General features: G+C 63.0%; 13 protein-coding genes. 6 read left to right on the top strand and 7 right to left on the bottom strand.

Annotated elements, in window-relative coordinates; translation table 11 throughout:
- Positions 1 to 26: 26 nt before the first annotated feature.
- The 6 genes from AC1Q9F_RS03295 (at position 27) to AC1Q9F_RS03270 (ending at position 6,904) form a co-directional block, all read left to right on the top strand.
- Positions 27 to 1,043, top strand: a complete 1,017-nt coding sequence (locus AC1Q9F_RS03295; protein ID WP_492618972.1) for an AraC family transcriptional regulator — start codon at positions 27 to 29, stop codon at positions 1,041 to 1,043.
- A 279-nt stretch (positions 1,044 to 1,322) separates the two neighbouring features.
- Positions 1,323 to 2,987, top strand: coding sequence for an AMP-binding protein (locus AC1Q9F_RS03290; RefSeq protein ID WP_262159521.1), 1,665 nt, complete (start codon positions 1,323 to 1,325; stop codon positions 2,985 to 2,987).
- A gap of 16 nt (positions 2,988 to 3,003) precedes the next feature.
- Positions 3,004 to 3,765, top strand: a complete 762-nt coding sequence (locus AC1Q9F_RS03285) for an SDR family NAD(P)-dependent oxidoreductase (RefSeq protein ID WP_007918867.1) — start codon at positions 3,004 to 3,006, stop codon at positions 3,763 to 3,765.
- A 12-nt stretch (positions 3,766 to 3,777) separates the two neighbouring features.
- On the top strand, positions 3,778 to 4,968 hold the full coding sequence (locus AC1Q9F_RS03280; RefSeq protein ID WP_492618973.1) for an acetyl-CoA C-acyltransferase: 1,191 nt from the start codon (positions 3,778 to 3,780) through the stop codon (positions 4,966 to 4,968).
- A gap of 20 nt (positions 4,969 to 4,988) precedes the next feature.
- Entirely contained in the window at positions 4,989 to 6,116 is a 1,128-nt protein-coding gene (locus AC1Q9F_RS03275; RefSeq protein WP_011334278.1) for an acyl-CoA dehydrogenase, read from the top strand.
- A gap of 14 nt (positions 6,117 to 6,130) precedes the next feature.
- Positions 6,131 to 6,904 (top strand): enoyl-CoA hydratase, encoded by a 774-nt coding sequence (locus AC1Q9F_RS03270; RefSeq protein ID WP_492618974.1) that lies wholly within the window; start codon positions 6,131 to 6,133, stop codon positions 6,902 to 6,904.
- Positions 6,905 to 6,941: 37 nt separating this feature from the next.
- On the opposite strand, the gene AC1Q9F_RS03265 is transcribed toward AC1Q9F_RS03270, so the two are convergent.
- The 7 genes from AC1Q9F_RS03265 to AC1Q9F_RS03235 form a co-directional block, all read right to left on the bottom strand.
- The gene (locus tag AC1Q9F_RS03265) at positions 6,942 to 8,093 is read right to left on the bottom strand and encodes an acyl-CoA dehydrogenase family protein (RefSeq protein WP_492618975.1); all 1,152 of its coding nucleotides are present in this window, start codon (positions 8,091 to 8,093) and stop codon (positions 6,942 to 6,944) included.
- A 3-nt stretch (positions 8,094 to 8,096) separates the two neighbouring features.
- Positions 8,097 to 9,203, bottom strand: coding sequence for an enoyl-CoA hydratase/isomerase family protein (locus AC1Q9F_RS03260; RefSeq protein WP_492618976.1), 1,107 nt, complete (start codon positions 9,201 to 9,203; stop codon positions 8,097 to 8,099).
- A 190-nt stretch (positions 9,204 to 9,393) separates the two neighbouring features.
- Positions 9,394 to 10,080 carry an HPP family protein gene (locus AC1Q9F_RS03255; RefSeq protein ID WP_492618977.1) on the bottom strand — a complete coding sequence of 229 codons (687 nt, stop codon included), beginning with the start codon at positions 10,078 to 10,080 and terminating at the stop codon, positions 9,394 to 9,396.
- A 157-nt stretch (positions 10,081 to 10,237) separates the two neighbouring features.
- Positions 10,238 to 11,416 (bottom strand): MFS transporter, encoded by a 1,179-nt coding sequence (locus tag AC1Q9F_RS03250; protein WP_492618978.1) that lies wholly within the window; start codon positions 11,414 to 11,416, stop codon positions 10,238 to 10,240.
- Between the two features lie 16 nt (positions 11,417 to 11,432).
- On the bottom strand, positions 11,433 to 12,785 hold the full coding sequence (locus AC1Q9F_RS03245; protein WP_492618979.1) for an MmgE/PrpD family protein: 1,353 nt from the start codon (positions 12,783 to 12,785) through the stop codon (positions 11,433 to 11,435).
- Entirely contained in the window at positions 12,782 to 13,672 is an 891-nt protein-coding gene (locus AC1Q9F_RS03240) for a polysaccharide deacetylase family protein (RefSeq protein ID WP_492618980.1), read from the bottom strand. Before AC1Q9F_RS03240 ends, AC1Q9F_RS03245 begins: the two co-directional genes overlap by 4 nt.
- Complete coding sequence (locus AC1Q9F_RS03235; protein WP_492618981.1) at positions 13,665 to 14,513, bottom strand: polysaccharide deacetylase family protein; 849 nt, start codon at positions 14,511 to 14,513, stop codon at positions 13,665 to 13,667. Before AC1Q9F_RS03235 ends, AC1Q9F_RS03240 begins: the two co-directional genes overlap by 8 nt.
- Positions 14,514 to 14,555 lie beyond the last annotated feature (42 nt).

The following is a 14,555-nucleotide window of genomic DNA, read 5'->3' as shown; positions in this document are numbered from 1 at the left end:
AACAACAACAGGATTGCGCGCGTTCCATGTCGGAAAAAGACACCATCGCCATTCAACTGGTGCGCGAAGCACTGCTGCAAAGTTGTGCCCCGGGCGTGGCCACGGAAGAAGTCTTGAGCAAGGTCGGGATCGATCCGGCGCTGCTGTCCACCGATGACGCGCGCGTGCCGGCCAGCCAGTACGCGCGGTTGTGGCGCCTGCTGGCGCGGCGCGGCGATGACGAGTTCTTTGGCATGGACCCGCGCAAGCTGAAATCCGGCAGCCTGGAATTCCTCTGCCGCAGCGCGATGGCCCAGCCGAACCTGGCCGCAGGGTTGAGCGCGGGCTTGAATTTCCTGTCGTTGATGCTTGAACGCATGCCGGCGCAACTGGTGCACCAGCAGAGCCTGGCGGAAATCGTCCTGCTCGAAGACGACCCGGAACCGCGCCGCGCCTTCACCTATTTCACTTACTGGATGATCGTTCACGGCGTGGCGTGCTGGCTGGCGGGGCGGCGGATTCCGATCCTGGCCATCGAGCTGCGCTGCCCGGCGCCGGATTTCTGTGATGACTATCGGGTGATGTTCTCGGAAAACCTGCGCTTTGACCGGCCGCGTACGCGGATGATCTTCGCCGCCGATGTGCTGGATCTGCCGATCAAGCGCAGCGCCGAGGAGTTGAAACGCTTCCTGGCCCATGCCCCGGCCAACATTCTGGTGAAGTACCGCGACCCGGAAAGTCTTGCGAGCCGGATCAAGCAGGATCTGCGGCAATTATCTGCTGAACACTGGCCGGAAACCGACGCGCTGGCCCAGCAGTTGTGCATGTCGGCGTCGACACTGCGCCGGCGCCTGGCCGAAGAAGGGCAGACTTATCAGGGTTTGAAGGACAGCGTGCGCAAGGAACTGGCGATCACCTGGCTGGCGGAACCTTCGATCAGTTTTGCAGAGATCGCCACCCGCTTGGGGTTTTCCGATGCGAGTTCGTTCTACAAGGCGTTTCGCAAATGGTCGGGGACTAATCCCGGGCACTATCGCAGCTTGATCCTCAACGAAGCGGTCTGATCCACCCCCGACACTCGCTGCTCCCCACCGACTCTCGTTCCCACGCTCTGCGTGGGAATGCAGCCCGGAACGCTCCGCGTCCCTTCCAGAGCTGGAACGCGGAGCGTCCCTTGAGGCATTCCCACGCGGAGCGTGGGAACGATCAGCTGCAACCGGATTCTTGGCCAAACCAGTCATCCACTTTGAGGGCTTTGACCATTGCCGCAGCCGGCGTGCGGCGCGAGTATTCCTCTGTTGTTTACGGTTCCCCAACCTAATAAGAACAGAGGGATTCTGGCAATGCGCGATTACTTGTCTGCCACCGCACAGTTTGATTATCAGCACACCGTGGACGCTGCGCTCAGCGGCACGCTCGAGGCGCTCAACGCCTGCGTCGAATGTTGTGACCGCCACGCCTTGCCGGGGCGCATCGCGCTGTTCTGGGAAGGCCGCGACGGCGCCAGTGCGACGTACACCTTCAGCGACCTGCAGGACAAAGCCGCGCGTTTCGCCAATTTCCTTCTCGCCCAAGGCGTGCAGAAGGGCGACAAGGTCGCCGGCCTGCTGCCACGCAACATCGAATTGCTGATCACCGTGTTCGCCACCTGGCGCATCGGCGCGGTGTATCAACCGCTGTTCACCGCGTTCGGCCCCAAAGCCCTCGAGCATCGCCTGAACAGCTCCGGCGCCAAAGTCGTGGTGACCGACGCCGCCAACCGGCCGAAACTCAGCGAAGTCGCCGACTGCCCGACGCTGGTCACCGTCGGCGGTCCGAAAGGCCAGGGCATCGTCCGTGGCGATTTCAGTTTCTGGGCCGAGCTGCCCAACCATTCCAATGTCTGCGAACCGGTGATGCTGACCGGCGAAGACCCGTTCCTGCTGATGTTCACCTCGGGCACCACCGGTCCGTCGAAAGCGCTGTCGGTGCCGCTCAAGGCGGTCGTGGCGTTTCAGAGCTACACCCGTGATGCCGTGGATCTGCGCCCGGAAGATGCGTTCTGGAACGTCGCCGATCCGGGCTGGGCCTATGGCATTTATTTCGGCGTGACCGGCCCGTTGTCGATGGGCCACCCGATCACGTTCTACGATGGCCCGTTCACCCTCGAAAGCACCTGCCGGGTGATCAACAAATACGGCATCACCAACCTCACCGGTTCGCCCACCGCGTACCGCCTGTTGATTGCCGGCGGCGATGAGTTCGCCAAGTCGATCAAGGGCAAGCTGCGCATCGTCAGCAGCGCTGGCGAGCCGTTGAACCCGGAAGTGATTCGCTGGTTCGCCGACAACCTCGGCGTGGTCATTCACGACCATTACGGCCAGACCGAACTGGGCATGGTGCTGTGCAACCACCACGGCCTCGAACACCCGATCCACCTCGGCGCTGCCGGTTTCGCCTCGCCGGGCCATCGCATCGTGGTGCTTGACGATCAGTACAACGAACTCGGCGTCGGCCAGCCCGGCATCCTCGCCATCGACCGCACACAGTCGCCGATGTGCTGGTTCGCCGGGTATGAAGGCGCGCCGACCAAAGCCTTCGTCGGCAATTACTACCTGAGCGGCGACACCGTCGAGTGGAACCCGGACGGCAGCATCAGCTTCGTCGGTCGCAGCGATGACGTGATCACCACCTCCGGCTACCGGGTCGGCCCGTTCGACGTGGAAAGCGCACTGATCGAACACCCGGCCGTCGTCGAGGCAGCAGTGGTCGGCAAGCCCGATCCGGAGCGCACCGAACTGGTGAAAGCGTTCGTCGTGCTCAACCCGCAATACCGCGCGGAACCGGCGCTGGCCGAAGAACTGCGCCAACACGTGCGCAAGCGTCTGGCCGCGCATTCGTACCCCCGTGAAATCGAATTTGTCAGCGAGTTGCCGAAAACCCCGAGCGGCAAATTGCAGCGCTTTATCTTGCGCAACCAGGAAATCGCCAAGGCTCAAGAGGCCGCGGTGCACAACGTTTCAGCTTGAATCCAAGGAAACAGTCATGCAGATCGAGAACAAGGTTTTTATCGTCACCGGCGGCGCATCCGGCCTGGGTGCCGCCACCGCTGAATTGCTGGTGAGCGCCGGCGCCAAAGTGATGCTGGTGGACATGAACGCCGAAGCCGTTGCCGCCCAGGCCCAGCGCCTCGGTGCGCAGAGCGTGGTCGCAGACATCAGCAACGAAGCCGCCGCCGAAGCCGCCGTGCAGGCGACTGTCAAAGCCTTCGGCAGCCTGAATGGTCTGGTGAACTGCGCCGGCATCGTTCGCGGCGAGAAGATCCTCGGCAAGAACGGCCCGCACGCCTTGTCCAGCTTTGCGCAGGTGATCAACGTCAACCTGATCGGCAGCTTCAACATGCTGCGTCTGGCAGCAGCAGCGATTGCCGAAAGCGAAGCCAACGCCGACGGCGAACGCGGCGTGATCATCAACACGGCGTCGGTCGCTGCGTTCGACGGCCAGATCGGCCAGGCCGCGTATTCCGCGTCCAAAGGCGCGATCGCCAGCCTGACCTTGCCTGCCGCCCGCGAACTGGCACGCTTCGGCATCCGCGTGATGACCATCGCCCCGGGCATTTTCGAAACCCCTATGATGGCCGGCATGACCCCGGAAGTGCGCGACTCGCTGGCCGCCGGCGTGCCGTTCCCGCCGCGCCTGGGCAAACCGGCCGAGTACGCCGCGCTGGTGCGGCATATCATTGAAAACAGCATGCTCAACGGCGAGGTGATCCGTCTCGACGGTGCCTTGCGCATGGCCGCCAAGTAAGGAGGATTTCCCATGACCATCTCCAACGATCCGATTGTCATCGTCAGCGCCGTCCGCACCCCTATGGGCGGTTTTCAGGGCGAACTGAAAAGCCTGACCGCGCCACAACTCGGCGCTGCCGCGATCAAGGCTGCGGTTGAACGTGCCGGTGTTGCCGCCGATGAGGTCGATGAAGTGCTGTTCGGCTGCGTGTTGCCGGCCGGTCTCGGCCAGGCGCCTGCGCGTCAGGCTGCACTGGGCGCCGGGCTGGACAAATCCACCCGCTGCACCACCGTCAACAAGATGTGCGGCTCGGGCATGGAAACCACGATTCTGGCCCACGACATGCTGCTGGCCGGCAGCGCCGATGTAGTGATCGCCGGCGGCATGGAGAGCATGTCCAACGCGCCGTATCTGCTGGATCGCGCCCGTGCCGGTTACCGCATGGGCCACGGCCGGGTGCTGGATTCGATGTTCCTCGACGGCCTCGAAGACGCCTACGACAAGGGCCGTCTGATGGGCACCTTCGCCGAGGATTGCGCTGAAACCAACGACTTCAGCCGTGAAGCCCAGGACGCTTTCGCCATCGCCTCGACCACCCGCGCCCAGCAGGCGATCAAGGACGGCAGCTTCAAGGCCGAGATCGTTCCGCTGACCGTGACCGTCGGCAAGGAACAGGTGGTGATCAGCAACGACGAACAGCCACCAAAAGCCAAACTGGACAAGATCGCCTCGCTGAAACCGGCGTTCCGCGAAGGCGGCACCGTGACCGCTGCCAACTCCAGCTCGATCTCCGACGGCGCCGCCGCACTGGTGCTGATGCGTCAATCGCAAGCGCAGAAGCAGGGTCTGAAACCGCTGGCAGTGATTCACGGCCACGCAGCCTTCGCTGACACCCCGGGCCTGTTCCCGGTGGCGCCGATTGGCGCGATCAAGAAGCTGATGAAGAAAACCGGCTGGTCGCTGGATCAGGTCGATCTGTTTGAAGTCAACGAAGCCTTCGCCGTGGTCGGCATGGCGGCGATGACCCACCTGGAAATCCCTCACGACAAGCTCAACATCCACGGCGGCGCCTGCGCCCTCGGCCATCCGATCGGTGCGTCCGGCGCGCGGATTCTGGTGACCTTGCTCTCGGCCCTGCGCCAGAAAGGCCTGAAGCGCGGCGTCGCGGCGATCTGCATCGGCGGCGGCGAAGCCACGGCGATGGCTGTCGAGTGCGTCTGAACCCGAGTTAAGGATTTGCCATGATTCCCAATGACGACCAACAACAAATCCGCGACATGGCCCGGCAGTTTGCCGAGGAACGGCTGAAACCGTTCGCTGCCGAGTGGGATCGCGAGCACCGCTTCCCGAAAGAAGCCATCGGCGAAATGGCCGGGCTGGGCTTCTTCGGCATGCTGGTGCCGGAGCAGTGGGGCGGTTGCGACACCGGTTACCTGGCCTACGCCATGGCCCTGGAAGAAATCGCCGCCGGCGACGGCGCCTGCTCGACGATCATGAGCGTGCACAACTCGGTGGGTTGCGTGCCGATCCTCAAATTCGGCAACGACGACCAGCGTGAGCGCTTCCTCAAACCGCTGGCCAGCGGTGAGATGCTCGGAGCCTTCGCGCTGACCGAACCCCAGGCCGGTTCCGACGCCAGCAGCCTGAAAACCCGCGCACGCCTTGAAGGCGATCACTACGTGCTCAACGGCTGCAAACAGTTCATCACCTCCGGGCAGAACGCCGGGATCGTGATCGTGTTTGCCGTCACCGACCCGAGCGCCGGCAAGCGCGGGATCAGCGCCTTCATCGTGCCGACCGACTCGCCGGGTTACAAAGTCGCCCGCGTCGAAGACAAGCTCGGTCAGCACGCCTCGGACACCTGTCAGATTCTGTTCGAAGACGTGAAAGTGCCGGTGGCCAACCGGTTGGGCGAGGAGGGCGAGGGCTACAAGATCGCCCTGGCCAACCTCGAAGGCGGCCGAGTCGGCATCGCTTCGCAATCGGTGGGCATGGCCCGCGCCGCGTTCGAAGCGGCGCGCGATTACGCCCGCGAGCGTGACACCTTCGGCAAACCGATCATTGAGCATCAGGCCGTGGCGTTCCGCCTGGCGGACATGGCCACCCAGATCGCCGTGGCGCGGCAGATGGTGCATTACGCCGCCGCCCTGCGCGACAGCGGTCAGCCGGCGCTGGTCGAAGCGTCGATGGCCAAGCTGTTCGCCTCGGAAATGGCCGAGAAGGTCTGTTCCATGGCATTGCAAACCCTTGGCGGTTACGGTTACCTCAACGACTTCCCGCTGGAGCGCATCTACCGCGACGTGCGGGTCTGCCAGATCTACGAAGGCACCAGCGACATTCAGCGCATGGTCATTTCGCGCAATCTTTGAGAAGGAATCTGCACATGAGTTACGAAACGATTTTGCTGGAAACCCATGGCCGCGTCGGCCTGATCACCCTCAATCGCCCGCAGGCGCTGAATGCTCTCAACGCGCAACTGGTCAGCGAAGTGAACCACGCGCTGGATGGTTTTGAAGCCGACGCGAACATCGGCTGCATCGTCATCACCGGCTCGACCAAAGCCTTTGCCGCCGGCGCCGACATCAAGGAAATGGCCGATCTCACCTACCCGCAGATCTACATGGACGACCTGTTCAGCGACAGCGATCGCGTGGCCAACCGGCGCAAGCCGATCATCGCCGCCGTCAACGGTTTTGCCCTGGGTGGCGGCTGTGAACTGGCGTTGATGTGCGACTTCATTCTGGCGGGCGACAACGCCAAGTTCGGCCAACCGGAAATCAACCTCGGCGTGCTGCCGGGCATGGGCGGCACCCAGCGCCTGACCCGCGCCGTGGGCAAGGCCAAGGCCATGGAAATGTGCCTGAGCGGGCGTTTGATCGACGCGGTGGAAGCCGAGCGCTGCGGCATCGTCGCGCGGATCGTGCCGAGTGCCGAGTTGCTGGATGAGGCGCTGAAAGTGGCGGCGGTGATCGCCAGCAAATCGCTGCCGATTGCGATGATGGTCAAGGAAAGCGTCAACCGCGCGTTCGAAGTGAACCTGACTGAAGGCGTGCGGTTCGAGCGCCGGGTGTTCCATGCGGCGTTTGCGACGCAGGATCAGAAGGAAGGGATGGCGGCGTTTGTGGCCAAACGGTCGCCGGAGTTCCAAGGCAAGTAATGGAGTTCGCCCCCACGCATTGCGTGGGGGCGATCAGTCAGAGCTGATAGTTCTTCAACTCCCGAGCAATCACCATCCGCTGTATCTCGCTCGACCCCTCATAAATCTGGGTAATCCGCGCATCCCGGTAGTACTTCTCAACCGGATAATCCTCCAGATAACCATACCCGCCATGAATCTGGATCGCTGACGAGCACACCTTCTCGGCCATTTCCGACGCAAACAGCTTGGCCTGTGAGGCCTCCGACAGACACGGTTTACCCGCCGTCCTCAACCGCGCCGCATGCAGGATCATCAAGCGCGCCGCGTTGATCTGCATCTGCATGTCCGCCAGCAGGTTGGCGATGCTCTGGTGCTCGACAATCGCCTTGCCAAACTGCACCCGATCACGGGCATAACCCAGCGCTGCTTCGAACGCCGCACGGGCGATGCCCAATGCTTGCGCGGCAATGCCGATACGTCCGCCTTCAAGGTTGGAAAGGGCAATCGCCAGGCCTTTACCGCGTTCACCCAGCAGATTCGCTTCGGGAATGCTGCAATTGTTCAGCGTCACCGCGCAGGTGTCGGAGGCGCGGATGCCCATCTTGTGTTCGGTACGATCAACGATGAAGCCCGGCGTATCAGTCGGCACAAGGAACGCCGAGATCCCACGCTTGCCCAGATCCGGATCGGTGACGGCAAACACGATCGCCAGTTTCGCCCGCTTGCCATTGCTGACAAATTGCTTGGCGCCGTTGATTACCCATTGCCCGTCGCGCAGTTCGGCGCGGGTGCGCAGGTTGTGTGCTTCGGAGCCGGCCTGGGGTTCGGTCAGGCAGAAGCAGCCGATTACCGCGCCGCTGGCCAGATCCGCCAGCCAGGTCTGTTTCTGTTCTTCGCTGCCGTAGTTGAGCACCGGCCCGCAGCCCACCGAGTTGTGGATGCTCATGAACGCGCCGGTGGCGCCGTCACCGGCGGAAATCTCTTCCACTGCCAGCGCATAGGCCACGTAGTCGACATAGGTGCCGCCCCATTCTTCCGGCACCACCATGCCCAGCAGGCCGAGTTCGCCCATCTTCGCCACCAGACCGTTGTCGATCCAGCCAGCCTTTTCCCAAGCCTGTGCGTGGGGCGCGATTTCGCCACGGGCAAAGTCCCGGGCCATGTCGCGGATCATTACCTGGTCTTCAGTCAATTCGAGATCGTGCATGGCTCAGCTCCCGCTCTCTTCGAAACCGTGGAAGAAACTCGCGATGTGCTCGGCGTGCAGCGCAGCCAGGGTCGGCGGGTTCCAGCGCGGTGATTTGTCTTTGTCGATCAGCAAGGCGCGCACGCCTTCGATCAGGTCGCCGCGTTCGAACCACTGGCGATCCAGATGCAGTTCGAGGGCGAAGCAGTGTTCCAGGCTCAGATGGCGGCCGCGACGGAGCATTTCCAGGGTCACGCCCATGGCCAGCGGCGAGCGGGTTTCCAGCAGGTTGGCGGTGGTGGTTGCCCATTCGTGGCTGTCGGCGACGGTCACGGCGCGCAGTTGCTCGACGATGCTCGGCACGTCTGGCAAGGCGAAGAAGTGGTCGATGGCCGGGCGCAAGGCTTCAAGCGGCGCATGCGGCAGGGTTTGCACGGCGTGGCGGGCCAGCAGGCTTTGCAGATCCTTGAGCGGCGTGTCGTGCCACTCCAGGTGATCGAGCTGTTCGTCGAGGGTGCCGAGTTTGCTGCTGTCCAGATACCAGTCGGCCAGCCCGCAATACAGCGCATCCGCCGCACGAATCTGCACGCCGCTGACGCCCAGATAAATCCCCAGCTCGCCGGGAATGCGCGGCAGGAAATAACTGCCGCCGACATCCGGGAAATAGCCGATCGCCACTTCCGGCATCGCCAGACGGCTCTTCTCGGTGACCACCCGCAGATCGGCGCCTTGCACCAGACCCATGCCGCCGCCGAGAACGAAACCGTCCATCAGCGCCAGCACCGGTTTGCGGTAGTGGTGGATCGTCAGGTCGAGGGCGTATTCCTCGACGAAGAAATCTTCGTGCAGCGTGTCGCCGCTTTTATGGCTGTCGTACAGGGATCGAATGTCGCCACCGGCACAGAAGGCTTTCTCGCCGGCACCGCGCAGCACGACGGCGTGGATATCGGCATCGGCGGCCCAGGCGTCCAGGTGTTGCTGGAGCTGGCGCACCATATCGAGGGTCAGGGCATTGAGGCCGGCGGGGCGGTTGAGGGTCAGATGACCGATGTGATTGCGAACCTCGGCCAGCACTTCGTGTGGCGTGGCATCCATGGACGAAGTCCGCGGGGATGAAGCCTGAGCAGTCATCACTAACTCCCTGCTTTTATTGTCTTTATTCGAGAAGCTCGCGCGCGAGCGTTACCGGATCGTAACAGTGCAAATTTGCCGTGTACAACGGGGATATGTGCATGGGCTGTCTGCATTTTTACCTTAGGCAAAATGCACGGGATCGCGGCTTCTTTTCAATCGACAACGCTGACAGGGACAGGCTACGGACTCAGCGGAACACCTGGCCAATGCTCCGCCGTTTGGCATGCAGTTCACTGGCATGAATCAACTGCTCCAGATCCTCCGGCGTGACATCGATGAACGCCTCCATATCCGCCAGTGCCAGTTTCAGATCTTCGGCCGTGATGGACTGAATATCCACCGGCGCTACGGCCGGCGCCGGTTCGGCAGGGCGTTTCGGATAGCGAATGCGGGTCAGATTGTTGTAGGCCAGTGCGGCCAGCAGCAGGCACGCGGCGCTGAGCATCACCGGTTCCAGGGCTTTCCAGTCCATGGAGATGGTCATCGGGTCGGCTAGCACCATGGTCAATGCCACAGCGCCGGCCGGCGGGTGCAGGCAGCGCAGCCAGCACATCAGGATCAGTGCCATGCCCGCCGCGAGGCACGCGCTGCCGAGGGTTCGACCGAGGACGTGGGCCACCAGCAACGCGACGACGCCCGCGCACAGGTAGCCGCCGATGATCGACCACGGCTGGGCGAGGGCGCCGGAAGACACGGCGAACAACAACACCGCCGACGCGCCCAGCGGGCCGATCAGGTGGTAGGCCACTTCAATGCCGAACACCTGACTGCACGCCCACACGCTGAACAACGTGCCCAGGGCCATGCCGATCGCGGCGCGGCTCCATTCGGTGGGGCGGGTGTTGATGGCGGCGGGCAACCAGCGAGCGAGCATGCAGAATCGATCCTTTGCGAAATTCAGGGCAAAAAAAAGGACTTGTCCGTAAACGCGGAAAGTCCTTCGAAGTGTTCCAACTATTGGGGGAGGAACGCGCACAGTGTGCCAATCATTCACGATGCTGACAAATTCATATAAATGCAGTTTCAGTGCATTATTTATGCAGTAAAGCCACGCGCCGCCCGCTCATGAAGCACAGGAATCCACCCATCGCGGTCAGTGCGCTGAGGGCGTAGAACATGGTCGGCGCTGGCGTGTGCATCAGCAGGAAGCCGCAGATCACCGGGCTCAGTGCGCCGCCCAGCGCCGCCAGATTCTGCGCGCCGTAATAGCTGCCGCGCAGTTCTTCCGGGGCCAGGGTGTCGACGAACAGGAACTCCGACGGGTAAATGATCATCTCGCCGAGGGTGAAGATGAACATCGCGATGCACCACGTCACCAGGCTGTCGGCGAGGCTGAAACCGATCAATCCAAAGATGAACAGGCTGGTGCCGGCGGCGATCCAGTAGCGCAGTTTTTCCCGGTTGAGGAAGCGGCCGATCTGGTATTGCAGCAGGATCACCGCGATGGCGTTGCAGGCGAGCAGGGCGGCCATGGTTTGCAACGCACGCTGCGAATCCTCGACCACCAGCAGGTATTGCGACAGGTACAGGGTGAAGCGGCCATGGACCACGGTGCTGAGTAGACAGCCGCAGGTGAACATGATCAGCGTGCGGTCGTTTTTCAGGGTGATCAGGGTTTTCAGGAAGCTTTGCGGCTGGCCGATGGCGGCGACCGGGCTGGCGTCCTTCGGGATGCCGATCATCAGGAAGATGCTGCCGAAAGCGATGCCGGCGGCAATCAGAAACGGCGCAATCGGGTAGACCCCGGCGATTACCACGCCGAGCATCGGGCCCGTTGCGTAGCCGATGTTGGTCAGGGTATAGCGCAGGGAAAACGCCTTGGCCCGCTGGCTCATGGGCAGGTTTTCGCTGAGGATTGCTTTTGAGCCGATCAGGAACAACGCCGAGGCGGTTTCGGTGATGACCAGCGTCAGGGTCGTCAGATACAGGTCTTTGGCGAAGGTCAGCAGCACGAAGCCAATGGCACTGGAAAGCATCGCCAGAATCAGCAACCGGCGCTTCTCGAGCCGGTCGATGATGTAGCCGCCGTACAGCGCGAGCAGGGTAGCGATGAACACCGCGATGCCCAGCAACAACCCGACGTCCTGTTGGTTGAGGCCGAGCTTGTTGCTCAAAAACAAGGTGAGCAACGGACTGGTGATGGCGCGGCTGACGACGATGGTCAGCGAGACGATCATCAGACGGCGGATAACGAGCGAGTAGGTGGCCACGGAAAATCAAATGTCCTTATTCGGTTAACAGGTGCTCGAGATCGCGCACGGAATCCAGCGTTTGCAGTTGCCGCAGCTGCGCCAGTAACGGCTCGGCCTTAAGCGGTGAAATCACCCGCAACGCCAGACTGAAAAACTTCTCCTCCAGCGCCGCCTCGCTCAGCGGATTGCCCGGCGCGCCGAGCGGCACCTCGACACGCAGACTCGCCTGACGCCCGTCGCGGGTTCGCACCACGACCACCGGCTCACCATCCTCCGACAGTCGCTCATCCACTTCAAGGCGAATGCGCGTCAGCCAGTGAGCGATGCGCGGATCGTTGCGCGGCTGCTCATCGTAAGCCTCAAGCCGGCAATGCCCGTGCACCAGTCGCGCGGCGAGGGCATAGGGCAGACTCATCTGCGCAGCGGCCAGACTTTGGGTTTCGCGACCGCCGCACATGTCGAACAGAAACCCGCACAGGTTCACCTGGATGTCTTCCACCTGATCCGCGCCGACCTGCAATTGCTCCAGCAACAAGCCGAGCGCATCGATGGCCGAATGGGTGCCACGACACGCTGCGTAGGGTTTGATCGAACAGCGCGCGAGTTTCCACACACGCCCCAAATCAGCATCCAGCGCAGCCGGTTGCGCGCTGCCCGGCGCCAGCGTCTTGAGGAATCCACCCCAAACATCATCGAACAACACCGACGGCCCGCTGACGCCTTCACGGGCAAAACGCGCGGCGAGCAAACCACCTTCGGCCGCACGGCCACTGTGCAGTTTCTTGCTTTGCGAACCGTCGTGAATGAACGCCCACAACCCGCCGCTGAAACTGCCGGCGATGCCCAGTGCCGACACGGTTTGCCCGACATCCAGCGCAAAGATCCGCGCACAGGCCGCCGCCGCACCGAACACGCCGCAAGTGGCGGTCGAATGCCAGCCGGCGCCGTTGTGCGCCGAATAACTGCCGCAGGCTTCCAGCACCCGCCGACCGATTTCGTAGCCGATCACCACCGCAGTGATGAATTCGCGACCGTCCACCGGCCGATCCACCAGCGACAGCGCCGCCATCACCGCCGGCAACACCACCGCGCCGGAGTGATCGCAGCCGCCGGTGTCGTCCAGCTCCAGCGCATGGGCGGCGATGCCGTTGAGCAACGCCGCATGTCCCGCGCCGACGCGCAATGAAGAACCCCAGACCAGCGCGGTGCCCGGCTCGGCGCCGAACACCTGCCGCGCCTGAAGCGCCACCGCGCTGTCGGCCCCGGCCAGCGCTGCGCCGAAGGTGTCGAGAATGTGTCGCTTGGCCTGTTCCACCAACGCTGGCGGCAGATCTTCAAACCGCGTTTCGACGCAAAACTGCGCCAGCCGCTGCATGCGTTCAGTCATACGAGGTAGTCCCGATAATGGCGCTCATACACCGACGCCGGATGATCCTGCGCGACCGGCGCCGCCGTTTGCGCCCACCACTGCGCGACCTCAGCGCCGGTGGCGATCCACACGTCGTCATGTTGCTGAATGCCTTGCAGCAATTCCCGTAGCACGCCGATGCGCCCCGGTGTGGCGATGATTTCCGGGTGCAGGCGCAGCACGTAACACAGGCCGAAGCGGTGGAATCCGGCGAAGTCCATTTGCAGGTTGCCCAGGGTGTGGCTGTAAGAGGCGATCCGCGATTGCGCCGGCGGCACGGCCGGACTCAGGTTGAAGGCGAAGTAAGGCTCGTCTTCCAGTTCGTAATGCAGCGGCAACTCGACCACTTCAGGCGCGGTCGGGTGCAAGAACGGCAGGTCATCGCCGCGCCATGATGACGACCAGAGAATGCCGTGATCTTTCAAGGCTTCGATGAAGCCAGGCGCGCCGTTGCCCGCCGGAATCCGGAAACCGGTTGGACGCACGCCGGTCAGGGCTTCCAGCGCTGCACAACCCTTGGCGACTTCCGCGCTTTGCGTCGCCAGACCCAGCGTGTCGTAATCCTGGTGGCGGTAGCCGGCGCAGGCGATTTCATGGCCGTCAGCCTGTATCGCGGCGATGTGCTGCGGGTTTTCCTCGGCGACGATGCCGGGCACGAACCAGCTGCTGCGCACCCCGAGTTCCCTGAACAGGCCAAGCAAACGCTCGACGCCGCGTTGTGTGCCGTAGCGCCACACCGACAGCGTCTTGTCGCGTCCGGCGACTTCCGGGGCCTGGGTGAGAATGCCGTGGATGTCGTTGTAATCGACGGTCAGCACCACCGCGCAGCGTTTGCCGGCGGGCCAGAGGTTGTCAGCGTCAGCCATGGTGATGCTCCTTCAGCCACCAGCGGGCGACGTCGCGGCAGGTGGCGAACCACACGTCATCGCGCTGGCGCATGTGTTCGAAGAGTTTCTCCAGCAACAGGATGCGCCCCGGTTTGCCGGTGATTTTCGGGTGGAACAGGGTGGTCAGGCACAGGCCTTCATCCATCGCGCCGTCGTATTCGCGTTGCCAGTTGTCGAGGGTCAGCTCGTAGCTGGCGGTGCGGTCGAGCCCGGACGGGAAGTTCGGTGCGCGGGTGTAGGCGAGGGAGGCGTAGTCGTCCATTTCCCAGCGGCCGGGGATTTCCACCAGCGGCGTGTCGTGGCCGGGGACGTTGACCAGATACGGGCGATCATCGCCGCGCATGCTGCTGGAATAGATGACGCCGTTGTCGGCCAGCATCGCCGGGGTTTCGGCGCGCCAGTCCCCGGACGGGGTGCGAAAACCCTCGGCGCGGATGTGCAGGTATTGCCAGAAAATATCGCGTGATTTGTTCATCACGGCCTGCTGCTGGTCCAGCGTCAGGGCGTAGAAGGATTCGTGCTTGTAGCCGTGGTAGGCGACTTCATGACCGCGTTCGACGATGGCCTGGCACTGTTTCGGCCAGTTTTCCACGACCCAGGCGGGGACGAAGAAAGTGGTCGGGATCTTGAAGGTGTCGAGCAGATCCAGCAGGCGCGGCAAGGCGCGGTAGGGGCCGTAGCCGCCGAAGCCGAAGTATTCGGGTTTGTGCCAGATCGAGTTGTTGAGCATGGCATCGCCGGTCGGGCCGTCGAGGTCGAAGGCCAGGGCGAGGCAGGCTTTGTGCTGGTCGGGCCAGGTGGGTTGGGGTGAACTGAGCATTGGGCGCTCCACACATGTAGGGACGTACGCTGTACCTGTGGG

This window comes from Pseudomonas sp. GW823-FHT04A03 (assembly GCF_058796615.1).
Note: the sequence above shows the minus strand (reverse complement) of the source record. Positions and strands in the feature narration are given on the sequence as shown.

What these genes read in the sequence shown, in the direction of transcription:
- AC1Q9F_RS03295 (WP_492618972.1), top strand. Translation starts at nt 27, where the DNA reads ATGTCGGAAAAAGACACCATCGCCATTCAACTGGTGCGCGAAGCACTG.
- AC1Q9F_RS03290 (WP_262159521.1), top strand. Translation starts at nt 1,323, where the DNA reads ATGCGCGATTACTTGTCTGCCACCGCACAGTTTGATTATCAGCACACC.
- AC1Q9F_RS03285 (WP_007918867.1), top strand. Translation starts at nt 3,004, where the DNA reads ATGCAGATCGAGAACAAGGTTTTTATCGTCACCGGCGGCGCATCCGGC.
- AC1Q9F_RS03280 (WP_492618973.1), top strand. Translation starts at nt 3,778, where the DNA reads ATGACCATCTCCAACGATCCGATTGTCATCGTCAGCGCCGTCCGCACC.
- AC1Q9F_RS03275 (WP_011334278.1), top strand. Translation starts at nt 4,989, where the DNA reads ATGATTCCCAATGACGACCAACAACAAATCCGCGACATGGCCCGGCAG.
- AC1Q9F_RS03270 (WP_492618974.1), top strand. Translation starts at nt 6,131, where the DNA reads ATGAGTTACGAAACGATTTTGCTGGAAACCCATGGCCGCGTCGGCCTG.
- AC1Q9F_RS03265 (WP_492618975.1), bottom strand. Translation starts at nt 8,093, where the DNA reads ATGCACGATCTCGAATTGACTGAAGACCAGGTAATGATCCGCGACATG.
- AC1Q9F_RS03260 (WP_492618976.1), bottom strand. Translation starts at nt 9,203, where the DNA reads ATGACTGCTCAGGCTTCATCCCCGCGGACTTCGTCCATGGATGCCACG.
- AC1Q9F_RS03255 (WP_492618977.1), bottom strand. Translation starts at nt 10,080, where the DNA reads ATGCTCGCTCGCTGGTTGCCCGCCGCCATCAACACCCGCCCCACCGAA.
- AC1Q9F_RS03245 (WP_492618979.1), bottom strand. Translation starts at nt 12,785, where the DNA reads ATGACTGAACGCATGCAGCGGCTGGCGCAGTTTTGCGTCGAAACGCGG.
- AC1Q9F_RS03240 (WP_492618980.1), bottom strand. Translation starts at nt 13,672, where the DNA reads ATGGCTGACGCTGACAACCTCTGGCCCGCCGGCAAACGCTGCGCGGTG.
- AC1Q9F_RS03235 (WP_492618981.1), bottom strand. Translation starts at nt 14,513, where the DNA reads ATGCTCAGTTCACCCCAACCCACCTGGCCCGACCAGCACAAAGCCTGC.